A 23,916-nucleotide genomic window follows, 5' to 3' on the forward strand; every position below is an offset into this window, starting at 1 on the left:
GCAGTGTCAAGCGTGAGACTTGATTGCACTGGACGGCTGGCAGATAATAGCGAGATTAAGGTCGTTTTCTGACCTCGACGTTTACCCGGAGTAAAAGATGAGTGACGACTTAGCAGCGCTGCCTTTGCAATTTACTGATGCAGCAGCAAAAAAAGTGAAAAACCTGATTTCTGATGAAGAAAATCCCGAGCTGAAATTGCGCGTTTACATTACCGGCGGCGGTTGCAGCGGTTTCCAGTACGGCTTCACGTTTGACGATCAAATGAATGACGGTGACATGACCATCGAGAAACAAGGCGTGGCGCTGGTGGTGGATCCGATGAGCCTGCAATATCTGGTGGGCGGTTCCGTGGATTACACCGAAGGCCTGGAAGGTTCACGTTTTATCGTGACCAACCCGAATGCCAAAACCACCTGCGGTTGTGGTTCTTCCTTCAGCATCTAATGCTGCTTCTGGCTGCCGTTCTGGTAGCCAGATTCCTACCATTCAATAGTCACTAAACGCGCAGATTCGCGGCGTTTAGCATCGCGTTTTAATACTCGTTCGGTAATGCGCGGCTGCGCGCTGAAATGACGTCCACAATCCACTTTGGGCAGAGAGTGTTCACTCTGCCGTGAGATATCGCAACGCGAGAATAACGTTAAGGTAGCGGCGATAGAGCCGGTCGACGTGGCCGCACTCAGAGGTGCAGCGATCACGAGCCCTATGGCCAGCAGCAATGCTCTGGTCATAAATAGTTCCTGGTGAAGACAAAATTGCGCTAAGCGCTAAAAAAGGGCACAGAGCATACGTGGCCGCTGCGCCTTGTATTATGATTTACGACAATTTATGCCGAATCTTTAATCTTTATTAATGCTTTTTTTCGTCGGATGTAAATCTGCACACAGCTGTTTCGCTGCCAGCAGCATGCGAGGCCCCGGACGGCTCAGCCAGTCGTCATTGATGGCGATCACTGGCACATCCAATTGCGGCTGCCAATATTGCGCGATGCTGGCGGCCCGAGCGGCATCACCCCCGATGACAATCGCCTGCGGATGGCGCATCAGCACCTGTTCGCGGCTCACCTGCGGCCAGCTAACGCTGCTATCGGCAAAAATATTCCTGCCGCCGCACAGCTCAATGACCTGGTTTTGCATGGTGTTACGCGAAGCCGTAAACAGCGGCTGCTGACCAAACTGCAAAAACAGCGGCAGCGGCGTACTTTGCTGATACTGCTTGCGTAGCGCCGCTTCCTGCGCGCGTAATGCCTGCGCCGCATCGATGGCTTGCTGCGGCTGCGGACTCCAGCGCTGTAACGCCGCCAGCGCATCGATCATTTGGTCAATGGTTTGCGGGTCGATCCACTCAACCTTAATCCCAAAACGCTGCAGCTGTTCAATTTGCCGCTGTGGATTACCGCCGCGCCACGCCAGCACCACATCCGGCTTCAGTTGCAGAATGCGTTCCACTTTAATGCCTTGCCAGTTCGCCACCTGTTCCAGCGCGTTGGCCTGCGCGGGATAATCGGAGAAGGCGCTGACGGCGAGCGGCGTAATGCCTGCGGCGAAGGCCAGTTCCGTCAGATGGGGCGAAAGAGTGATGACGCGCGGCGCGGCAGCGAACAGGCTGTTGCACAGCAGCAACAGCCCAAGCAGCAGGATTTTAGCCACGCGCCAGCTGAACCAGCAGGTTTTCAACCATCAGTGAAGATTGTTTTGCCGCAACACTGAGGAACTCATCGAAGCTGAGGTGTGATTCCTGATCGGCAACGTCAGAAATGGCGCGCACCACCACAAATGGCACCTCGAACTGATGGCAAACGTGACCAATCGCGGTTGCTTCCATCTCCACCGCAATCGCCTGCGGGAAGGTGGTGCGGATGCGTTCCAGCGGTGCAGCGCCGTTGATAAACGCATCGCCGCTCACTACCAAACCGCGTACCGCGTTGAGGTCGAGCTGCTTGATAACCCTTTCGGCGGCGGCAATCAGTTTGTCATCCGCCACGAAAGCGGCGGGGCAGCTGGCCATCTGGCCTGGCTCGTAACCGAAGGCGGTGACGTCGGCATCGTGATAGCGCACTTCATCCGACACCACGACATCGCCCACTTTCAGCGTTGGCGCCAATCCGCCGGCAGAACCGGTGTTGATCACCACATCCGGCTTGCACAGCTGAAGCAGCAAGGTGGTACCGAGCGCGGCGGCCACTTTGCCGATGCCTGATTTCAGCAGCGCCACCTCAACACCATTCAGCGTACCGGTGTAAATTTCGCAGCCGGCCAGCGTCAGTGTCTGGCGGTTTTCAATTTTGTCACGCAGCAGTGTAACTTCCTGCTCCATCGCGCCAATAATGCCTACTTTCATAAGAATCTCGCTAATTTAATGGATGTAACCCGCAAAAGTGAGGCATAGTCTAACATGGCTGATTGAGGAAGAATTCACGAAAAAATAAGGGGTAATTATGGCGACGATCAATTTCAGGAAGAAGATCAGTTTCACCCGCCCTTATACCAGCCGCAAAGATCCCGAAGGGGAATACTTTATTACCCGCCACTTTGAAAGCGATCGCGGACGTATTATTAACTCCGCCGCCATTCGTCGTCTGCAACAGAAAACCCAGGTATTCCCGCTCGAGCGCAATGCGGCGGTGCGTTCGCGTCTAACGCACTCGCTGGAAGTGCAGCAAACCGGGCGATATATCACCAAAGAGATTCTGCAAGCGCTGAAAACCCAGGGCGGCGGGCTGGCGAATTATGGGCTGGATGAGTTTGAAGGTGCCTTCGAAAGCCTGATTGAGATGGCCTGTTTACTGCACGATGTCGGCAATCCGCCGTTTGGTCATTTTGGCGAGGCGGCGATCAATGACTGGTTCGACGAAAATCTGCCTGCCGAGCTGGTCGATCCACTGGTGGCGGGCGTTGCCGATGAGGCTGAGCGCGCCGCTTTTGACCAGTTAAATGCCATGATTCGTCAAGATTTATGCCATTTCGAGGGTAACGCGCAGGCGATTCGCCTGGTGCATACGCTGCTGCAACTCAATCTCAGCTATGCGCAAGTCGCCTGTATTTTGAAATATACCGCGCCCGCATGGTGGCAAGGCGATAAACCGGCTGAATTTAGCGTATTAATGAAAAAGCCGGGCTTCTATTTATCTGAGCGAGAATATGTGGCTGAGTTGCGTGAAGCGACCAATATTAAACAGCACCATCGTTTCCCGCTTACCTGGATAATGGAAGCCGCCGACGATATCTCTTATTGCATTGCCGATTTGGATGACGCCGTAGAAAAAGACATCTTCCATGTTGAAACGTTGTATAAGCATTTATTGGATGCCTGGGGCGCGGTAAAAAACGGCGATGTTTTCAGCCGCACTATCGGTGATGCCTGGAAAGAGGCTAATCAGAAAAAACGCCGTAGTATCAGCGATCAATTCTTTATGTCATTGCGGGTTAACGTGCAAAACGTGCTGGTTAGCCATGCGGTTAAGCGTTTCATCGACAACTTACCGGCTATTTTCGAAGGTGATTTTAATCACGCTTTACTGGAAGATGATGGTGAAGAAGGTCGCTTGCTAAAACTATTTAAAACGGTTGCGCGTCAGCAGGTGTTTAATCATCCGGAAGTTGAACAACTGGAATTGCAGGGTTATCGGGTAATTAAAGGTTTGCTCGAAATATATCAGTCACTGCTGTTGCTGGATTACGAGCAATTTACCACCTTGATGAACGAGGATTTTCTGGCAAAGCATCCGATTGAAACCCGCTTGTTTCATAAGCTTTCCGGCAAACATCGAAAGGCCTATCAACAACACATGCGCTCATTAATTGTTGAGCATAAATATCAGCGCTTGTTGTGGGAACGTTATTATCGTGCGCGCCTGATTCAGGACTACATTAGTGGGATGACGGACAATTATGCCTGGGACGAATATCGTCGTTTAATGGCGGTTGAATAAGCGCACAATTGTAAAGATGAAGAACAATTTTTTACCTTTACCTAAAACTTTATTAGGAACTTCGCGCTAAAAACTTAATCTCACCTTCACGACCACAGCAATGGTCTGGCCGTAATTCTTAGAGAGACACAGATAAATGAAAAAAAACACAATTATGCTGGCGTTGGCGCTGAGTTTCGGCGCGGCGACGTTGAGCCCTGTGAGTGTATTTGCCGCAGAGACCGCTTCTTCTTCCAGCCAGCAGTTGCCAAGCCTGGCACCCATGCTGGAAAAAGTCATGCCTTCCGTGGTGAGTATCAGTGTGGAAGGCTCGACGACGGTTAAAACGCCGCGTATGCCGCAGCAGTTCCAGCAATTCTTTGGTGATAATTCTCCGTTCTGCCAGGACGGTTCACCGTTCCAAAGCTCACCCATGTGTCAAAACGGCGGTGGTGACGGCGGCGCGGATGGCGGTGCTAACGCGCAGAAACAGCAGTTCCGTGCGCTGGGTTCCGGCGTGGTAATTAACGCGGATAAAGGCTATGTGGTGACCAACAACCACGTGGTGGATAACGCAACCAAAATCCAGGTGCAGCTCAGCGATGGACGTCGTTACGACGCCAAAGTGATCGGTAAAGATCCACAATCAGATATCGCGCTGATTCAGCTGCAGGATGCGAAAAACCTCACCGCAATTAAGATTGCCGACTCCGACAACCTGCGCGTCGGTGATTACACCGTGGCGATTGGTAACCCGTACGGCCTTGGCGAAACGGTGACTTCGGGGATTGTTTCGGCGCTGGGCCGCAGCGGTCTGAACGTTGAAAATTACGAAAACTTCATTCAGACCGATGCGGCGATTAACCGTGGTAACTCCGGTGGCGCATTGGTAAACCTTAACGGCGAGCTGATCGGGATTAACACCGCGATTCTGGCGCCGGACGGCGGCAACATCGGTATCGGCTTTGCGATCCCTAGCTCAATGGTGAAAAACCTTACCGCGCAGATGGTGGAGTACGGTCAGGTGAAACGCGGCGAGCTGGGCATTATGGGCACCGAGCTGAACTCAGAGCTGGCGAAAGCGATGAAAGTCGATGCGCAGCGCGGCGCTTTTGTTAGCCAGGTATTGCCGAACTCTGCTGCGGCGAAAGCCGGCGTGAAAGCGGGTGACGTGGTGGTGTCGATGAACGGTAAAGCGCTGACCAGCTTTGCAGCGCTGCGTGCCGAAGTCGGCTCGCTGCCGGTCGGTACCAAGCTGCAGCTGGGCCTGCTGCGCGAAGGCAAACCGGTGAACGTCACCGTTGAACTGCAGCAGAGCTCGCAGGATAAAGTGCAGTCCGCCACCATTTACACCGGTATTGAAGGTGCCGATCTCAGCAATATTGAAACCAACGGCCAGAAAGGCGTGCGCGTCGATAGCGTCAAGCCTGGCAGCGCAGCGGCGCGAATTGGCTTGAAGAAAGGTGACGTGATTCTGGGTGTCAACCAGCAAGCCGTAGCTAATCTTGGCGAGCTGCGTAAAGTGCTCGACACCAAACCTTCGGTGCTGGCACTGAACGTGCAGCGCGGTGACAGCAGCCTGTATCTGCTGATGCAGTAAGTTTCAGGTTGTTGATAACAGGCGAGCTTTGGCTCGCCTTTTTTGTGTCTGTGCAAATGTCCGGTACTGAATGTGACGCTTACCGCAAATCCCGCATAATCCCGCTGGCTATGTGCAGTTGCACAATGTCAGCGCCGTAACGGATGCGTATTCTGTCTGTTCGTCCTTATCTCCGGAGTGTTTGATGGCCACCTATCATCTCGATGCGCGACTGGCTCAGGATATTGTTGCCCGCACCATGCAAATTATTGACAGCAATGTCAACGTGATGGATGCGCGTGGTCGCATCATCGGCAGTGGCGATCGTGAGCGCATTGGCGAATTGCACGAAGGCGCGCTTTTGGTGCTGTCACAAGGGCGCGTGGTAGACATCGACGAAGCGGTGGCAAAACATCTGCACGGCGTGCGTCCTGGCATCAATTTGCCGCTGCGCATTGATGGCGATATCGTCGGCGTGATCGGTTTGACCGGCCAACCGGCAACGCTGCGTCACTACGGCGAATTGGTGTGTATGACCGCCGAAATGATGCTGGAACAGGCGCGTTTGTTACACATGCTGGCGCAGGATAGCCGCTTGCGAGAAGAGCTGGTGCTGAATCTGGTGCGCAGCGAAACCTTATCGCCAGCGCTCAGCGAATGGGCGCAGCGGCTCGGCATCGATCTCAATCAACCGCGCGTGGTGGCGGTGGTGGAAGTGGACAGCGGCCAGCTCGGCGTTGATAGCGCCATGTCCGAGCTGCAACAGCTGCAAACGCTGCTGACCACGCCGGAACGCGACAACCTGATTGCGATTGTTTCACTCACCGAAATGGTGGTGCTGAAACCGGCACTGAATGTACATGGCCGCTACGATCAGGACGATCATCGTCGTCGCGTGGATCAACTGCTGCAACGCATGAAGGAGAGCGGCCAGGTGCGAATGCGCATCGCGCTCGGCAACTACTTTACCGGTCCCGGCAGCATCGCACGTTCGTACCGCACCGCGCGTACCACCATGATGGTGGGCAAACAGCGCATGCCGGAACAGCGCAGCTATTTTTATCAGGATCTGGTGCTGCCGGTGCTGCTCGACAGTTTACGCGGCGGCTGGCAGGCCAACGAACTGGCACGCCCGCTGGCAAAGCTGAAAAGCATGGATAACAATGGCTTGCTGCGACGCACGCTGGTGGCGTGGTTCAGCCACAACGTGCAACCCAGCGCCACGGCACGCGCGCTGTTCATTCATCGCAACACGCTAGAGTATCGCCTCAACCGTATTTCCGAGCTCACCGGGCTCGATCTGGGCAATTTTGACGATCGCTTGCTGCTGTACGTGGCGCTTCAACTGGATGAGCAAAGTTAATGAGAAACCTGTGGATTGCGTTGCTGTGGCTGTATAGCGCGCTAAGTTTGGCTAACGATCCGGCCTTTCTCTCATTAAACGATCTGCAGAAAGTTAAGCAGCAGCTGGCACATCATCAGGCCGCGCCGCCAACGCTCGACGCCTGGCATCAGCTTAAACAGCAAGCGGATAACGCGCTGCAACACCCCAATCCCAGCGTCACCGATAAAGGTATGATGCCGCTGAGCGGCTCGAAGCAGGATTATTTAAGCCTGAGCGCCTATTGGTGGCCGGACGCCAGCAGCGCCGACGGCCTGCCGTGGCAGCGTCGTGATGGCGAAGTGAATCCTGCCAGTAAGAATGATCAAAGTGATGGCGTGCGGCTGGCGCGCTTTACCGCCGATTTTCAGGCACTGACGCTGGCCTGGTATTTATCTGGCAATCAACGTTATGCCGACAAAGCGCTGGCGATGATGCGTCACTGGTTTATCAATCCCACCAGCCGTATGCACCCTAATCTTAACTTTGCTCAAGGCATTCCGGGCCGATCCGCGGGCCGCCATGATGGCGTGCTCGATGGGCGCTACTTTGCCACGCGCGTGGTGGATGCGCTGACTTTGCTACGCAATGCGCCCGGTTGGCAGCCTGCCGATCAGCAAGCGATGCAGCAGTGGTTTAGCGAGTATCTGCACTGGCTGCGGCACAATCCGCTAGCACTGCAAGAAGCGGCGGCGGTGAATAATCATGGCAGTTGGTATTGCACGCAGGTGGCGGGAATCGCGTGGTATCTGGGCGATCGTGAGACAGTCACAGCGATGGTAGAGTTGGCGCGCAATAAAATTGCGCTGCAAATTCGTGCCGATGGCAGCCAGCCCGCAGAGTTAGCGCGCACGCGATCCTTCCATTACAGCTACTTCAATCTGCAGGCGCTTAGCGCATTGGCGCAGCTAGCCGGTAAAGCAGGGTTAGGCGATTTATGGCATAGCCAGCAGCCGGGCGGATCGTTGCTGGCTGCGCTCGACATGATGGCGCCGTACAGCGATGCCACTAAACTCTGGCCGTGGAAAAACCGCGATCGCGTGAGCCAGCGCATCATTCCGCTGCTTTCAATGGCCGATAACAGCCTGCAGCAGCCGCGTTATCAACAGTGGATCATGCAGACGCAATGGAAAGATCAAAAGAGTGGGGCGGTGAGGCAGGCACAGCGTGATACCTGGCTGCTTTCGCTGCCTTATCAGCAGCCATAAAAAAAGGCCAGCATCGGCTGGCCTGTTATCTAAAGCGCGAAATTAACGGTTGTTGCGGGTCAGCTGATCAAGGTCTGATTCGATTTCAGCGATCTTGTTCGAGACCACGCTTTCCAGATGGCGCAGATCCGCCAGAATTTTGCGCTTCAGATCCACTTCAACCTGGTCGCGCTGGCAAATCTGGTCCAGCTCATCGATCACATAACGCAGGTTCGGGCTGATTTCCTGCACTTCTTTGTAACCCTGGCTGGTGTGATCGGCGACAACGGTTTTGCGCTGACGTGGATATTTGAATTTCACGCTTTTAGCAAAGAATTCACCTTTGTCTTTGCGGAAGTAGATTTTAAGAATGTCGTTGTTAGCTTCCTGACGCAGGCTGTAACGGTCGATGTCGTCAGGGTTGCTGATACCTAAGCTTTTCAGGTTGTCGTACATAGCGTTTATATTCCATCTAAGAGTGGGTGAGCGCGCAGGACTATCATCATCATTCGGGATGCAGCAGAAACGCGGCAACCGGAACGCTTACGGCATACTTAATCAACTGTAGACACAAAAACCGGGATGAACAGTGCGCGACCGGAGTTAACTTGGCGCGGATTATGAACTGTTTGAAAAATAAACGCACGTGTTAATTCGCGGCGCGAAACAGGTAATTCTGGCGGGAGTGTAAACAAATAATTACGGGCCTGTACGCAGGCCCGTCGGGAAGATCTTCAGGCAGGAGAAGCTCAGTCGATGCTGCGCAGCAGTTCGTTAATGCCTGTTTTGCTGAGCGTTTTAGCGTCAACTTTCTTCACAATTACCGCGCAGTACAGGCTGTAGCTACCATCTTTAGACGGCAGGTTACCGGAAACCACCACGGAACCCGCTGGAACGCGACCGTAATGCACTTCGCCGGTTTCGCGGTCAAAGATTTTGGTGCTCTGGCCGATGTAAACGCCCATGGAGATCACGGAACCTTCTTCGACGATCACGCCTTCGACGATTTCTGAACGTGCGCCAATGAAGCAGTTATCTTCGATGATGGTTGGGTTAGCCTGCAGCGGCTCCAGCACGCCACCGATGCCCACGCCGCCTGACAGGTGGACGTTTTTACCAATCTGCGCGCAAGAACCCACGGTCGCCCAGGTATCTACCATGGTGCCTTCATCAACGTAAGCGCCGATGTTGACGTAGGAAGGCATCAGCACGGTATTACGTGCGATGAATGCGCCCTGACGCACGGCAGCAGGTGGCACAACGCGGAAACCGGCGTTTTTAAAACGCGCTTCATCCCAGCCAGCAAACTTCATTGGCACTTTGTCGTAGAAGCGGGTTTCCGACCCTTCCATGACCTGATTGTCGTTGATGCGGAACGACAACAGCACTGCTTTCTTCAGCCACTGATGCGTTACCCACTCACCGTTGATCTTTTCAGACACGCGCAGTTCACCGCTATCCAGCAGGCCAATAACCTGGGTGATAGCATCGCGGGTCGCGCTGTCTACGCTAGATGGCGTGATGTCGGCGCGGCGCTCAAAGGCAGATTCGATAACGCTCTGTAACTGTTGCATAATGATTTCCTAAGTCTGTAATACGGGTGCCAGCATCGCACTGGCACGGTAAATAAATTTGATTAATCGATTGCGGTCACACTTTATCGTTTGGATTAAGGGCCTCTGTCAACCTCTGTTGCAACACATTGCGCATTTCCACCCCAAGCGCACGCCGCTCGCTATCGGCGAGGATGAAAAGATCCTCAACCCGTTCACCAATCGTACTGATGCGTGCGCCGTGCAGCGACACGCCCAAATCGGCGAACACTTCACCCACGCGCGCCAGCAAGCCGGGCTGATCGAGCGCGACCAATTCCAGATAACTGCGGCGGTCGGTGTGCGTTGGCAGGAAATTGACTTCGGTATCGACACTGAAATGCTTGAGGCGCGCAGACTGGCGACGCGTACGCGGCGGAACCCATTCGTTTTGCGTGATGGCTTGTTCCAGCGCCTGAATGATCAGCGGATGACGATCGGCGGCCAGCGGGCTGCCATCCGGCTCCAGCACAATAAAAGTGTCCATTGCCATGCCATCGCGACTGGTAAAGATCTGCGCATCATGCACGCTGAGATTGCGGCGATCCAACTCGCCGGCCACCGCCGCAAACAGGTGCGGACGATCCGGGCTCCAGATAAAGATCTCGGTACCGCCGCGCGTGGCCTGCGGGCTGACCAGCACCAGCGGTTTGTTGAGATCGTGATGAATTAAATGACGCGCATGCCAGGCGAGCTGATTCGGTGTGTGGCGCAGAAAATAGTCGGCGCGGCAGCGGCTCCAGATATGATGCAAACGCTCTTCGTCGAGGTTTTCCATCCGCAGCAGCGCCAGCGCTTGCAGGCGATGATGGCGCACGCGCTCGCGCAGATCCGGGCTGTTTTCCATGCCGCGGCGCAGCTGTTTTTCGGTCGCGAAGAACAGCTCGCGCAACAGGCTCTGCTTCCAGCTGTTCCACAAGCTTTCATTGGTGGCGCAGATATCGGAAACCGTCAGGCACGCCAGATAGCGCAAGCGGTTTTCGTTCTGCATCACTTCGGCGAATTGCTGAATCACGGTGGGATCCTGAATATCGCGGCGCTGCGCGGTGACTGACATCAATAAATGATGGCGTACCAGCCAGGCAACCAGCTGCGTTTCGCGGGAGTTCAGTCCGTGTAGTTCGGCAAAGTCGAGCGCATCCTGCGCGCCGAGAATGGAGTGATCGCCGTTGCGGCCTTTGGCGATATCATGCAGCAGCGCAGCCATCAGCAACAGTTCCGGCTGTGGCAGGCGTGGCCAGAGTTCAACGCACAGCGGATGCATCGGGCGTGTGGCTTCGTCGGCAAAACTCTCCAGCTTCTGCAGCACGCGGATGGTGTGCTCATCCACCGTGTAAGCGTGGAACAGATCGAACTGCATCTGGCCAACGATGTTGCCCCACAGCGGCGTATAGGCCCATAACACGCTGTGACGATGCATCGGCACCAGCGCGCGTTTAACCGCGCCAGGATGACGTAGAATCGCCATAAAGGTTTCACGCGCTTCAGGAATCTGACACAGCGGCTGCTTCAAATGGCGGCGCGCATAGCGCAGCTGCCGCAGCGTGGTGGAGTAAATACCTTTGATGTTTTCGTTACGCACCATCACGTAGAACATGCGCAGGATAGCTTGCGGCTCACGCTCAAACAGCGTGAGATCGCGCAGGTCGATGAGGTCACCGCGAATCTGGAAATCGTCATCAATGTTGCGCGGTTTTTCAGTGGTCGACAGCGCCAGAATCGCTTCATCGAACAGCTGCAGCAGCATTTGATTGAGTTCGCCGATACGGCGCGTGACGCGGTAGAAGTCCTTCATCATGCGCTCAACCGGCTCATTGACTTCGCCCAGATAGTTGAGGCGTTGAGCGACGGTGAGTTGTCGATCAAACAGCAGACGATTGTCATAGCGTGGCAGCGTTAAGTGCAGCGCAAAGCGAATGCGCCACAAAAATTCCTGACACTCGTTGATTTCATTGCGTTCCGCTTCGGTGATAAAGCCGAAACCAACCATCTCATCCATGGTGGTGGCGCCAAAGTGACGACGCGCCACCCATTGCAGCGTGTGTATGTCGCGCAGGCCACCGGGGCTACTTTTGATATCCGGTTCGAGGTTGTAGCTGGTGCCGTGATAGCGCTGGTGGCGCTCCTGCTGCTCTTCAATTTTGGCGGCGAAGAAGCGTGAAGACGGCCAGAAACCATCGCTGAAGATGTTCTTTTGCAGTTCGAGAAACAGCGCCACATCGCCAGTGAGCATGCGCGATTCGATCAGGTTGGTGGCGACCGTAAGATCGGATAAGCCTTCCAGCAGGCACTCTTCCAGCGTACGTACGCTGTGACCAACTTCCAGCTTCAAATCCCACATCAGCGTTAGCAGCTCGCTGGTGCGCTGCGCGGCTGTGTCGTCCAGCGGCTGGCGGCTGAGGATCAGCACATCAATATCGGAGAGCGGATGCAGTTCGCCGCGACCATAACCGCCAACGGCAACCAGTGCGATCTCCTTCATCTGGTCGAAACCAAAGAAGCGCCACAGACGACGCAGTAAGCGGTCGATAAACAGCGTGCGGGCATCAATCAGAGATTCAATATCGGTGCCCGCATCAAATGCAATGCCCAGGTGCTGCTGGAATTGCTCAAGATAGTGTTTGAGCTTGTCGCGCGTCAGGGCGTCATCGGGCCAGCTGGCGGGGGAATCGGTCAGGCCTTTGTGTACTGCTTCGGTCACGCTACCACTCATCAACATGCCTCTTCATTACGCACATAAAAAAGGCCAGCGATAAGCCGGCCTGGTACTGTTAGCGAGATAATTACGCGACGTTTTCAAGCACCGCTGGAAGGGTGTCGTCTTCACGCAGCGTCAGAATCTCACAGCCGTTTTCTGTCACCACAATAGTATGCTCATACTGCGCGGACAAGCTGCGATCTTTGGTTTTCACGGTCCAGCCATCCTTCATGGTGCGGATGCGGTAATCACCGGCATTAACCATCGGTTCGATGGTGAAGGTCATGCCTGCTTGCAACACCACGCCGCTATCATCCGCGTCGTAATGCAGTACCTGCGGCTCTTCATGGAAGCCTTTGCCGATGCCGTGACCGCAATACTCGCGCACCACCGAAAAATCCTGTGCTTCAACATACTGCTGAATCGCGCGGCCCAGTTCACGCAGACGAATACCCGGTTTCACCAGACGCAGCGCGATATAGAGACTTTCCTGAGTAACGCGACACAGGCGCTCGCCCTGAATGGTGGCTTTACCGACGATGAACATTTTTGAGGTATCGCCGTGATACTCATCTTTGATCACCGTGACATCGACGTTAACTACGTCGCCATCCTTCAGCACGCGATCGTCGCTCGGAATACCGTGACATACCACTTCATTCACCGAAATACACACCGATTTCGGGAAGCCGTGATAGCCGAGGCAGGCGGAAATCGCCTGCTGCTTCTGCGTGATGTGTTCGTGGCAGAGACGATCCAGTTCACCGGTGGTGACGCCAGGCACCACGTGCGGGGCAATCATCTCCAGCACTTCAGCGGCAAGGCGGCCCGCCACGCGCATTTTTTCGATTTCTTCAGGGGTTTTAATTGAAATAGCCATTAAATTAATCCGCAATCGTCGAAATTTTCGACAATAATGAGTTCTGTGGCAGTCATGTTAGCAGCCAGCAAAAGGGCTGCCAAATGGCGATTGTCTGCGCCTGCGGCGCTCAACTACTATTGGCGTATTCCTGCGCATTGTGGTATAAAGCGCGCCGACGATTCTCTGTCACCGACGTTTGGCTGGCAGGAAACGCATAAAACTCATTATGTGTACTAAAACACACATGTATCGACACATACGCCGGGGTGCCTTGAAAGAGGTCGGTCGTATGGGATACATGGAGGCCCAACCCCAAATCAAACTTTAGAGGTAATCATGGCAACTGTTTCAATGCGCGACATGCTCAAGGCTGGTGTTCACTTTGGTCACCAGACCCGTTACTGGAACCCGAAAATGAAGCCATTCATCTTCGGCGCACGTAACAAGGTTCACATCATCAACCTCGAGCAGACTGTGCCAATGTTCAACGACGCTCTGGCTGAGTTGAAAAAGATCTCTTCCCGTAAAGGTAAGATCCTGATCGTTGGTACTAAGCGCGCTGCTGCCGAAGCGGTAAAAGAGTCAGCTCTGAGCTGCGACCAGTTCTTCGTAAACCACCGCTGGTTGGGTGGCATGCTGACTAACTGGAAAACCGTTCGTCAGTCAATCAAACGCCTGAAAGATCTTGAGTCTCAGTCTCAGGACGGTACTTTCGACAAACTGACCAAGAAAGAAGCGCTGATGCGCACTCGCGAACTGGCCAAGCTGGAAAACAGCCTGGGCGGTATCAAAGATATGGGCGGTCTGCCGGATGCACTGTTCGTTGTTGACGCTGATCACGAGCACATCGCTATCAAAGAAGCAAACAACCTGGGTATCCCAGTTTTTGCTATCGTTGATACCAACTCTGATCCAGACGGCGTTGACTTCGTTATCCCAGGTAACGACGATGCGATCCGTGCTGTAAGCCTGTACCTGACTGCCGTTGCCACTACCGTGCGCGAAGGCCGTTCACAGGATCTGGCTGAGCAGGCTGAAGAAGCTGCTGAAGCTTAATAAGGTTCGCTCTTTCTAAGAGCCCTTAGACATCAGATGTTATCTGTTAAGGGGGCCGTTCAGGCCCCTTTATTTTATCTAAGTCTGTCACGCTCACTACAGAGCGAGCGGGGCAGAGTAAATTTTCCGCAACAAGTTTCTGACAGTGTGTGAGCACACAGAGACGAATCGAGGATTCTGGAATGGCTGATATTACCGCTGCATTGGTAAAAGAACTGCGTGAGCGTACTGGCGCAGGCATGATGGACTGCAAAAAAGCGCTGACCGAAGCGAACGGCGACATCGAGCTGGCGATTGAGAACATGCGCAAATCTGGCGCAATCAAAGCGGCTAAGAAAGCAGGCAACGTTGCTGCTGATGGCGTGATCAAAACCAAAATCGCTGACGGCTTCGCGGCGATCCTGGAAGTAAACTGCCAGACCGACTTCGTTGCAAAAGATGGCGGTTTCCAGGCGTTTGCTGACAAGGTTCTGGATGCAGCTGTCGCTGGCAAAGTTACCGATGTGGAAGTTCTGAAAGCGCAGTTCGAAGAAGAACGCGTAGCGCTGGTTACGAAAATCGGTGAGAACATCAACATCCGTCGTATTGCTATCCTGGAAGGCGCTGAGCTGAACAGCTATCAGCATGGCGCACGTATCGGTGTGGTTGTTTCTACCACCGGTGCTGACGAAGAACTGAGCAAGCAAGTTGCTATGCACATCGCTGCGAGCAAGCCAGAATTCGTTAAGCCAGAAGACGTGTCTGCAGACGTGGTTGAGAAAGAGTACCAGGTTCAGCTGGATATCGCCATGCAGTCTGGCAAGCCAAAAGAAATCGCAGAGAAAATGGTTGAAGGCCGCATGAAGAAATTCACCGGCGAAGTTTCTCTGACCGGTCAGGCTTTCGTTATCGACCCAAGCAAAACCGTTGGCCAGGCGTTGAAAGAGAAAAACGCTGACGTCATCAACTTCATCCGCTTCGAAGTGGGCGAAGGCATTGAGAAAGTTGAAGCTGACTTCGCAGCAGAAGTTGCTGCAATGTCCAAACAGTCTTAATGGTCCGAAAGAACCGCCACAAGGCGGTTCTTTTTTGTCTGCGATTTAGTGCAGCACTTTCAGTCTCATCCCAATAGCTTTTCTCGCGGGCTTTGCGGATGATCGACCAGATTTTACTTCTCCTTTTCATCATATCTTCCAGGAAGAACTGACCATGGCGACCAACGCAAAACCTGTATATCAACGTATCCTGCTAAAACTGAGTGGCGAAGCACTGCAAGGTGCCGAAGGTTTTGGCATCGACGCGAGCGTGCTTGACCGCATGGCGCAAGAGGTGAAAGAGCTGGTTGAGCTGGGCATTCAGGTGGGTGTGGTTATTGGTGGCGGTAACCTGTTCCGCGGCGCAGGTCTGGCCCAGGCGGGCATGAACCGTGTGGTCGGCGACCATATGGGCATGCTGGCAACAGTGATGAATGGCCTGGCAATGCGTGACGCGCTGCACCGTGCGTATGTCAATGCGCGCTTGATGTCAGCGATTCCGCTGAACGGCGTGTGTGATAACTACAGCTGGGCAGAAGCGATCAGCCTGCTGCGTAATAACCGCGTCGTGATCTTCGCGGCCGGTACCGGCAACCCGTTCTTTACCACTGACTCTGCAGCCTGCCTGCGCGGCATCGAAATCGAAGCCGACGTGGTACTGAAAGCCACCAAAGTAGACGGCGTCTACTCTGAAGATCCGGTGAAAAACCCGGATGCCACGCTGTATGACCAACTGAGCTATGCAGAAGTGTTGGATAAAGAGCTTAAAGTAATGGATCTCGCCGCCTTTACGCTGGCGCGTGACCACAAGCTGCCTATCCGCGTCTTCAACATGAACAAGCCTGGCGCATTGCGTCGCGTCGTGATGGGTGAAAAAGAAGGCACCCTGATTACGCATTAATACCCGACGCGCGTTAAAATAAGGTATATTCTTTTGCCGCGATGCTCTGACATCGCGCAGCAATTAGGATGATCGATGTTTATCGATACCGCTTCCGGTTAGCCCGGAAATGGCCAGGTCAACCGAATTCAAGGGTTTCAACGTGATTAACGACATTAAAAAAGATGCAGACACGCGCATGGAAAAATGTGTGGATGCATTTAAAAACAACATCAGCAAAATCCGCACCGGTCGTGCTTCGCCTTCACTGCTCGACGGCATTGTGGTTCCTTATTACGGTACACCAACGCCGCTGCGCCAGCTGGCTAGCGTGACGGTTGAGGATTCACGTACGTTGAAAATCAACGTATTTGATCGCTCGCTGAGCACTGCGGTTGAGAAAGCGATTATGACGTCTGATTTGGGTCTGAACCCAAGCTCAGCCGGTAGCGATATTCGTGTGCCGCTGCCAGCGCTGACCGAAGAGCGTCGTAAAGACCTGATCAAGATCGTACGTGGCGAAGCAGAGCAGGGCCGTGTTTCCGTGCGTAACGTCCGCCGTGACGCCAACGATAAGATCAAAGCGCTGCTGAAAGACAAAGAGATCAGCGAAGACGACGAACGTCGTACGCAGGACGAGATCCAGAAAATGACCGATGCGCACATCAAGAGTGTTGATGCCGCATTGGCCGATAAAGAAAAGGAACTGATGGATTTCTAATTCCATCAACTGCTTTTCAAAACGCCGTTCAGAGACGAGACGTGTTCGACTCTGGCGGCGTTTTACATTGTGTTCGGCGCTGTTGCGGACACTCTCCACGACTTCACAGGGATAGCATGATGAAGCGATTAACTCTGCTGGGATCGACCGGCTCCATTGGTACCAGCACGCTGGCGGTGATTGCCGCAAATCCTGAACTTTATCAGGTGACCGCGCTGGTGGCTGGCCAGAATGTGGCGTTGATGGCTGAACAATGCCTGCAATTCCAACCGCGCTATGCCGCGATGTCCGACGAGACTTCCGCACAAGCGTTGCGTGAGCGACTGAAAGCACTCAACGTTAATACCGAAGTGCTCTCCGGCGTTCAGGCAGCCTGCGAATTGGCCGCGCTGGATGACGTGGATCAGGTGATGGCGGCGATTGTTGGCGCCTCAGGTTTACAGCCCACCATGGCGGCGATTCGCGCCGGTAAAACCGTGCTGCTGGCCAACAAAGAGTCGCTTGTCACATGCGGCCGTCTGTTTATGGAGGCGGTACGCCAACATCAGGTGCAATTGCTGCCGGTCGATAGCGAGCACAACGCCATTTTTCAGAGTTTACCCGCTTCCATACAGCATCAGTTGGGGTACGCTGATCTGCGGGGAAACGGCATCGAGTCGATTCTCCTTACGGGATCGGGTGGTCCTTTTCGTGACACGCCATTAGCGGATTTAGCCGGTATGTCGCCGGATCAGGCTTGTGCGCATCCGAACTGGTCAATGGGGCGTAAAATCTCCGTTGATTCGGCCACCATGATGAATAAAGGTCTTGAATACATTGAAGCCCGCTGGCTGTTTAATGCGACTGACGCGCAGATGGAGGTGATCCTGCATCCGCAGTCGGTTATCCATTCGATGGTGCGTTATTGCGACGGCAGCGTGCTGGCGCAACTGGGCTCTCCGGATATGCGGACGCCTATTGCGCACAGCATGGCATGGCCAGCACGTATTTCTGCGGGCGTAACGCCGCTCGACTTCACGCGCATGAAGTCGTTGACGTTTTCCGAGCCGGACTACGAGCGCTATCCCTGCCTGAAGCTTGCGATTGATGCCTGTGCCACAGGTCAGGCCGCTACGACATCGCTGAATGCAGCGAATGAAGTGGCGGTGGCAGCTTTTCTGCAGCACCAGATTCGCTTTACCGATATTGCCGCCATCAACAGCGAAGTGCTGGCGTCCCTGAGTTGTCAGGAGCCGGGCAGCATTGACGAGGTGATGGAGATCGATCGGTTAGCGCGCGTGCGTGCCAATGAATTGTTACCGCGCTTTCGTTTAGCAGGTTGATAGTTCCCGCTATTTGTTCGCTCTGGGTGAAAATGGTATAGTCGCTCGCTCGCGTTTCACAGCCGACATTGTTTCGATGTCATCTGGCGTGTTTGCCGGAGTTTGCTGCAGGCGCAATGTATTCAGAAACCACAGCATTTCTGATGAAAGGAATTATTACGCGTTATGTCGTCCAACAATCACAACACAATCGATGACGAGTCGTACTGCACGCCACGTCACGTGGCCATCATTATGGATGGTAATGGTCGCTGGGCAAAAAATCAGGGCAAACTGCGTATTTCAGGCCACAAAGCCGGGGTAAAATCAGTACGCCGGGCTGTCAGCTTTGCGGTTAGCCATAAACTGGAAGCGCTCACGCTTTATGCGTTCAGCAGTGAAAACTGGAGCCGTCCGATTCAGGAAGTGACAGCGTTAATGGAGTTGTTTGTCTGGGCGCTCGACAGCGAAGTCAAAAGCCTGCACAAACACAATGTGCGTCTGCGCATTATTGGCGATATCAGTCGTTTCAATAACCGAATTCAGGAACGCATTCGCCGCGCCGAGGAACTGACTCAGCAAAATAATGGACTGACCCTAAACATTGCTGCCAACTATGGCGGCCGTTGGGATATTATCCAGGGTGCCAGAAAATTGGCCGAACAGGTTCAGGAAGGTTTACTGCGTCCTGACCAGATTACCGAAGAAAGCCTGGCTCCGCATCTGTGTATGCAGGAGCTGGCGCCAGTGGATTTAGTGATAAGGACCGGGGGAGAGCATCGGATTAGCAACTTCCTGCTGTGGCAAATCGCCTATGCTGAGTTTTGGTTTACCGATGTTCTTTGGCCTGATTTTGATGAAAACGTTTTTGAAGGTGCACTGAATGCATTCTCTACGCGGGAGCGACGCTATGGCGGTACTGCACCAGGCGGCGCCTAAGCAATTTGGGGGTAACCTTTGCTGAAGTCTCGTCTGATTACCGCGTTAATTTTGATTCCGCTGGTGATCGCTGCACTGTTCTGGTTACCCCTGTCCGGTTTTGCGATTATCACTATCATCATCTGCATGCTTGCCGCCTGGGAATGGGGGCAGTTTGCTGGCATGAAAACGCGTCAGCAACGTATCTGGCTGGCCGTGCTTTGCGGCCTGTTGCTGTCCGCGATGCTCTTTACCCTTGAACCCTATCAACGCAATCTGCACCAATTCCAGATGGAAGGCTCGCTCTGGGCATCGCTGTTGTGGTGGATTGTCGCGCTCATCTTAGTACTGTTCTATCCCGCTTCTGCCGCGTTGTGGCGTCACTCACGTACGCTGCGCCTGCTGTTTGGCGTGCTCACCTTGATTCCGTTCTTCTGGGGCATGATGGCGCTGCGTCAGTATCATTATGATACCGACCATTTCGCCGGCGCATGGTGGCTGCTGTTCGTAATGTTCCTTGTCTGGGGCGCAGATTCTGGTGCTTACATGTTTGGTCGCCTGTTTGGCAAACACAAGCTGGCACCAAAAGTCTCTCCGGGTAAAACCTGGGAAGGTTTCTTCGGTGGCCTATTGTCATCTGCCATCATCGCCTGGCTGTTTGCTCTGCTGGCACCGCTTTCGGTGGCGCCGGGCACGCTAATTATCTGTGCGGTGATTGCGACGCTGGCATCGGTATTGGGCGACCTGACAGAAAGTATGTTCAAGCGTGAAGCGGGCATTAAAGACAGCGGTAACTTGATTCCGGGGCACGGTGGTATTCTCGATCGTATTGATAGCCTGACTGCTGCGGTGCCGGTGTTTGCCTGCCTGCTGCTGTTGGTGTTTCGCACCCTCTGAGGATAGCTGGCGATGTTGAGTATACTCTGGAGTTTTGCCGCCTTTATCGTGGCGCTTGGCGTGCTAATTACCGTGCACGAGTTTGGCCATTTCTGGGTGGCGCGCCGCTGCGGTGTTAAAGTTGAACGTTTCTCGATTGGCTTTGGTAAAGCGCTGTGGCGTCGCAGCGATCGTCAGGGCACCGAATATGTCATCGCGCTGATCCCTCTTGGCGGCTACGTCAAAATGCTCGACGAACGCGTTGAAAGCGTTCCCGCCGAGCTGCGTCATCAAGCCTTCAACAATAAAACCGTGCTGCAGCGTGCTTCGATTATCGCAGCCGGTCCTATCGCCAACTTCATCTTCGCCATCTTTGCTTACTGGGTAGTGTTTATTCACGGCGTGCCAGGTGTGCGTCCTGTGGTTGGTGAAATTCTGAACGGTTCCGTCGCTGCCGAAGCGCAAATTACCTCCGGCATGGAACTTAAAGCGGTAGATGGTATCGAAACGCCTGATTGGGATGCTGTGCGTATGGCGCTGATCGGTAAAATCGGCGACAGCGATGCCACGCTTACCGTCTCGCAATTTGGCGAAGAAGCCACGCAGCAAAAGCAATTAAATTTGCGCGATTGGCAATTTGAGCCTGATAAACAGGATCCGGTGGTCGCTTTAGGTATTCGTCCACGTGGGCCGCAGATTGAAACGACCTTAGCCGAAGTTCAGGCAAACTCACCGGCAAGCAATGCTGGTTTGCAAGCGGGCGATAGGATCGTTAAAGTCGATGGTCAGCCATTGTCACAGTGGCAGGCTTTTGCGGCACAGGTGCGGGATAATCCGGGTAAAAACATGGCGCTAGATATCGAGCGCAACGGCGAACCTGTGGCGTTGACGTTAACGCCGGAAGCGAAACCGGGCAATGAAGCGGAAGGCTTCGCGGGTGTCATCCCGCGTGTGATTCCGCTGCCTGATGAGTACAAAACGGTAAGGCAGTATGGACCTTTTGCGGCGATCGGCGAAGCCAGTGTAAAAACCTGGCAGTTGATGAAGCTAACAGTCTCCATGCTGGGCAAGTTGATAATCGGGGATGTGAAGCTGAATAACCTGAGCGGGCCGATTTCGATCGCGCAGGGTGCCGGGTTATCAGCAGAGTACGGGGTGATTTATTACCTGATGTTCCTGGCGCTGATCAGCGTCAACCTGGGCATCATTAACCTGTTCCCTCTGCCGGTTTTAGATGGTGGTCACCTGCTCTTTCTGGCGATCGAAAAGATCAAAGGTGGACCGGTGTCCGAGCGAGTTCAGGACTTTAGTTATCGCATTGGCTCAATATTGCTAGTGCTGTTAATGGGGCTTGCACTTTTCAATGATTTCTCACGTCTGTAATAGCTGGAACGCATACAGGCGCGGGATGTGTTAGGAAAACGCATAACAACGATGGCGATGAAAAAGTTGCTCATAGCGTCGCTGCTGTTTAGCAGCGCCACCGTTTACGGTGCAGACGATTTCGTAGTGAAGGACATTCATTTCGAAGGTCTCCAGCGAGTCGCCGTCGGCGCGGCTCTGCTCAGCATGCCGGTACGTGTCGGTGATACGGTGAATGACGATGATGTCAGAAACACCATTCGCTCACTGTTCGCCACCGGTAACTTTGAAGATGTGCAGGTTCTGCGTGACGGTACAACCCTGATTGTTCAGGTGAAAGAGCGTCCAACCATTGCCAACATCACTTTCTCCGGCAACAAAGCGGTGAAAGAAGATCAGCTGAAACAGAACCTCGAAGCCTCTGGCGTGCGCGTTGGCGAAGCGCTGGACCGCACCACGCTCTCTTCAATCGAGAAGGGTCTGGAAGACTTCTACTACAGCGTCGGTAAATACACCGCCAGCGTCAAAGCGATTGCTACGCCGCTGCCGCGCAACCGTGTGGATCTGAAATTCGTCTTCCAGGAAGGCGTTTCAGCGCAGATCCAGCAGATCAACATCGTCGGTAATAAAGCATTTACCTCTGACGAACTGATCTCGCGCTTCTCACTGCGTGACGAAGTGCCATGGTGGAACGTGGTGGGCGATCGTAAATACCAGAAACAGAAGTTAGCGGGCGATCTCGAAACCCTGCGCAGCTTCTATCTGGATCGCGGTTATGCGCGTTTCAACATCGATTCCACGCAGGTGAGCCTGACGCCAGATAAGAAAGGCATCTACATCACCGTGAACATTAACGAAGGCGATCAGTACAAGATTGCTGGCGTGATCGTGAACGGCAGCATGGCGGGCCATTCTGCTGAAATCGAAAAGATGACCAGGATTCCATCGGGTGAGCTGTATAACGGCACCAAAGTCACCCAGATGGAAGATGACATTAAGAAATTGCTGGGACGCTACGGTTACGCCTATCCGCGCGTAATGACGCAGCCAGAAATCAACGATGCTGATAAAACCGTCAAGCTGCATATCAACGTGGATGCGGGCAACCGTTACTACGTGCGTAAAGTGCGCTTTGAAGGTAACGACACCTCAAAAGATTCCGTACTGCGCCGTGAAATGCGTCAGATGGAAGGTGCCTGGTTGGGCAGCGATCTCGTCGATCAGGGTAAAGAGCGTCTGAATCGTACCGGTTACTTCGAAACCGTGGATGTGGATACGCAACGTGTTCCGGGTGCGCCGGATCAGGTTGATGTCGTCTACAAGGTGAAAGAGCGTAACACCGGTACTTTCAACTTTGGTGTCGGTTACGGTACTGAAAGTGGCGTCAGCTTCCAGGTGGGCGTGACCCAGGAAAACTGGCTCGGCACCGGTAACACTGTAGGCATCAGCGGTACCAAAAACGATTACCAGACCTATGCTGAGTTCTCACTGACCGATCCGTACTTCACGGTCGACGGCGTGAGCCTTGGCGGTCGTTTGTTCTACAACGACTTTAAAGCCGATAATGCGGATCTGTCTGACTATACCAACAAAAGTTATGGTCTCGACGGTACGCTGGGCTTCCCGGTCAATGAAAATAACACGCTGCGTGTTGGTTTAGGTTATGTGCATAACGACCTGTCCAACATGCGTCCTCAGGTTGCGATGTGGCGTTATCTGGATTCGGTCGGTCGCCATCAGGGCTTGAACGATGACGGTGATTTCTCTGCAGATGATTTCACCTTCAACTACGGTTGGACCTATAACACTTTAGACCGCGGCTTCTTCCCTACGCGCGGTAACCGTACCAACCTGAACGGTAAAGTGACGATTCCAGGCTCTGATAATGCGTTCTATAAAGCGACATTGGATAGCCAGCAATATGTACCGCTGAACCGCGATGGTACGTGGGTGGTGTTAGGCCGTGGCCGTGTAGGATATGGTGACGGACTTAATGGAAAAGAGATGCCGTTCTATGAGAACTTCTACGGCGGTGGTTCGAGCACGGTTCGTGGCTTCCAGTCCAACACCATTGGTCCTAAAGCTGCGTACCTGAACGATGGCTCGTCAAACTGTAATATCTCTGATCCAAACGGCGTCTGTAAGTCGGACGATGCGGTCGGTGGTAACGCCATGGCGATTGCCAGCCTGGAGCTGATTACGCCAACGCCGTTCCTGAGCGAGAAGTATGCGAATTCCGTGCGTACCTCGGTGTTTATGGATGCCGGTACCGTTTGGGATACCAAATGGCAGAACACTGCGGAAACACGCGCGGCGGGTGTGCCAGATTACAGCGATCCTAATAACATTCGCGTCTCTGCCGGTGTGGCACTGCAGTGGATGTCACCGTTAGGGCCGCTGGTCTTCTCATACGCCCAGCCGATGAAGAAAGTCGAGGGAGACAAGTCAGAGCAATTCCAGTTTAACATTGGTAAAACCTGGTAAGGCTCTGAGCAGGGAAGTGAAAATACCGTCTTGCACGCGTGCTGCCTGATAATGCGGCACGCTGCAAACACACACGTTGAGGTAAGGAGTTTATA

Annotated in this window: 21 protein-coding genes; 14 read left to right on the forward strand and 7 right to left on the reverse strand. The window is 53.8% G+C overall.

The genetic code is table 11. From position 1 onward, the window contains the following. Positions 1-97: 97 nt before the first annotated feature. Positions 98-445 carry an iron-sulfur cluster insertion protein ErpA gene (erpA, locus tag AAF463_RS03765; protein WP_007893884.1) on the forward strand — a complete coding sequence of 116 codons (348 nt, stop codon included), beginning with the start codon at positions 98-100 and terminating at the stop codon, positions 443-445. A gap of 35 nt (positions 446-480) precedes the next feature. On the opposite strand, the gene AAF463_RS03770 is transcribed toward erpA, so the two are convergent. The 3 genes from AAF463_RS03770 to mtnN form a co-directional block, all read right to left on the reverse strand. Next, positions 481-732 carry a hypothetical protein gene (locus AAF463_RS03770; RefSeq protein ID WP_101762055.1) on the reverse strand — a complete coding sequence of 84 codons (252 nt, stop codon included), beginning with the start codon at positions 730-732 and terminating at the stop codon, positions 481-483. Between the two features lie 108 nt (positions 733-840). Next, positions 841-1,650 (reverse strand): vitamin B12 ABC transporter substrate-binding protein BtuF, encoded by an 810-nt coding sequence (gene btuF, locus AAF463_RS03775; protein WP_350261555.1) that lies wholly within the window; start codon positions 1,648-1,650, stop codon positions 841-843. Then, entirely contained in the window at positions 1,643-2,341 is a 699-nt protein-coding gene (gene mtnN / locus AAF463_RS03780) for a 5'-methylthioadenosine/S-adenosylhomocysteine nucleosidase (protein ID WP_350261556.1), read from the reverse strand. Before mtnN ends, btuF begins: the two co-directional genes overlap by 8 nt. 97 nt (positions 2,342-2,438) lie before the next feature. Between mtnN and dgt the strand changes: the two genes are divergently transcribed. The 4 genes from dgt (at position 2,439) to AAF463_RS03800 (ending at position 8,079) form a co-directional block, all read left to right on the forward strand. Then, positions 2,439-3,932 carry a dGTPase gene (gene dgt, locus AAF463_RS03785; protein ID WP_101762053.1) on the forward strand — a complete coding sequence of 498 codons (1,494 nt, stop codon included), beginning with the start codon at positions 2,439-2,441 and terminating at the stop codon, positions 3,930-3,932. 136 nt (positions 3,933-4,068) lie between these two features. Further along, a complete protein-coding gene (gene degP, locus AAF463_RS03790; protein WP_210080840.1) occupies positions 4,069-5,511 on the forward strand; it encodes a serine endoprotease DegP in 1,443 nt (480 codons plus the stop codon). Between the two features lie 184 nt (positions 5,512-5,695). Next, the gene (locus AAF463_RS03795) at positions 5,696-6,853 is read left to right on the forward strand and encodes a CdaR family transcriptional regulator (RefSeq protein ID WP_110867567.1); all 1,158 of its coding nucleotides are present in this window, start codon (positions 5,696-5,698) and stop codon (positions 6,851-6,853) included. Then, positions 6,853-8,079: an alginate lyase family protein gene (locus AAF463_RS03800; protein ID WP_350261557.1), complete on the forward strand. Its 1,227-nt coding sequence runs from the start codon at positions 6,853-6,855 to the stop codon at positions 8,077-8,079. Before AAF463_RS03795 ends, AAF463_RS03800 begins: the two co-directional genes overlap by 1 nt. Positions 8,080-8,121: 42 nt before the next feature. On the opposite strand, the gene AAF463_RS03805 is transcribed toward AAF463_RS03800, so the two are convergent. The 4 genes from AAF463_RS03805 to map all read right to left on the reverse strand — a co-directional run bounded on the left by AAF463_RS03805 (position 8,122) and on the right by map (position 13,228). Then, complete coding sequence (locus AAF463_RS03805) at positions 8,122-8,514, reverse strand: DUF3461 family protein (protein WP_007893894.1); 393 nt, start codon at positions 8,512-8,514, stop codon at positions 8,122-8,124. A gap of 293 nt (positions 8,515-8,807) precedes the next feature. Further along, positions 8,808-9,632, reverse strand: a complete 825-nt coding sequence (gene dapD, locus AAF463_RS03810) for a 2,3,4,5-tetrahydropyridine-2,6-dicarboxylate N-succinyltransferase (RefSeq protein WP_008108489.1) — start codon at positions 9,630-9,632, stop codon at positions 8,808-8,810. A gap of 76 nt (positions 9,633-9,708) precedes the next feature. Continuing rightward, positions 9,709-12,363 (reverse strand): bifunctional uridylyltransferase/uridylyl-removing protein GlnD, encoded by a 2,655-nt coding sequence (gene glnD, locus AAF463_RS03815; RefSeq protein WP_101762367.1) that lies wholly within the window; start codon positions 12,361-12,363, stop codon positions 9,709-9,711. A 70-nt stretch (positions 12,364-12,433) separates the two neighbouring features. Continuing rightward, on the reverse strand, positions 12,434-13,228 hold the full coding sequence (gene map / locus AAF463_RS03820) for a type I methionyl aminopeptidase (RefSeq protein ID WP_101762049.1): 795 nt from the start codon (positions 13,226-13,228) through the stop codon (positions 12,434-12,436). Positions 13,229-13,546: 318 nt separating this feature from the next. Between map and rpsB the strand changes: the two genes are divergently transcribed. The 9 genes from rpsB to bamA all read left to right on the forward strand — a co-directional run bounded on the left by rpsB (position 13,547) and on the right by bamA (position 23,821). After that, positions 13,547-14,266, forward strand: coding sequence for a 30S ribosomal protein S2 (gene rpsB, locus AAF463_RS03825; RefSeq protein ID WP_007893898.1), 720 nt, complete (start codon positions 13,547-13,549; stop codon positions 14,264-14,266). Between the two features lie 182 nt (positions 14,267-14,448). Further along, complete coding sequence (tsf, locus tag AAF463_RS03830; protein ID WP_101762048.1) at positions 14,449-15,300, forward strand: translation elongation factor Ts; 852 nt, start codon at positions 14,449-14,451, stop codon at positions 15,298-15,300. A 154-nt stretch (positions 15,301-15,454) separates the two neighbouring features. Beyond that, positions 15,455-16,180 carry a UMP kinase gene (gene pyrH, locus AAF463_RS03835; protein ID WP_007893903.1) on the forward strand — a complete coding sequence of 242 codons (726 nt, stop codon included), beginning with the start codon at positions 15,455-15,457 and terminating at the stop codon, positions 16,178-16,180. Positions 16,181-16,322: 142 nt separating this feature from the next. After that, positions 16,323-16,880 (forward strand): ribosome recycling factor, encoded by a 558-nt coding sequence (gene frr / locus AAF463_RS03840; RefSeq protein ID WP_271460756.1) that lies wholly within the window; start codon positions 16,323-16,325, stop codon positions 16,878-16,880. Positions 16,881-16,999: 119 nt separating this feature from the next. Then, positions 17,000-18,202, forward strand: a complete 1,203-nt coding sequence (gene ispC / locus AAF463_RS03845) for a 1-deoxy-D-xylulose-5-phosphate reductoisomerase (RefSeq protein ID WP_192412747.1) — start codon at positions 17,000-17,002, stop codon at positions 18,200-18,202. Positions 18,203-18,367: 165 nt separating this feature from the next. After that, complete coding sequence (gene ispU, locus AAF463_RS03850) at positions 18,368-19,120, forward strand: (2E,6E)-farnesyl-diphosphate-specific ditrans,polycis-undecaprenyl-diphosphate synthase (protein ID WP_336768528.1); 753 nt, start codon at positions 18,368-18,370, stop codon at positions 19,118-19,120. A gap of 18 nt (positions 19,121-19,138) precedes the next feature. Next, positions 19,139-19,996, forward strand: a complete 858-nt coding sequence (gene cdsA / locus AAF463_RS03855; RefSeq protein WP_101762046.1) for a phosphatidate cytidylyltransferase — start codon at positions 19,139-19,141, stop codon at positions 19,994-19,996. 12 nt (positions 19,997-20,008) lie between these two features. Next, positions 20,009-21,358, forward strand: coding sequence for a sigma E protease regulator RseP (gene rseP, locus AAF463_RS03860; protein WP_101762045.1), 1,350 nt, complete (start codon positions 20,009-20,011; stop codon positions 21,356-21,358). Between the two features lie 51 nt (positions 21,359-21,409). Continuing rightward, positions 21,410-23,821 (forward strand): outer membrane protein assembly factor BamA, encoded by a 2,412-nt coding sequence (bamA, locus tag AAF463_RS03865; protein ID WP_101762044.1) that lies wholly within the window; start codon positions 21,410-21,412, stop codon positions 23,819-23,821. Positions 23,822-23,916 lie beyond the last annotated feature (95 nt).

Source organism: Pantoea sp. BJ2 (genome assembly GCF_040255075.1).
GTDB classification, from domain to species: Bacteria; Pseudomonadota; Gammaproteobacteria; order Enterobacterales; family Enterobacteriaceae; genus Pantoea; species Pantoea leporis.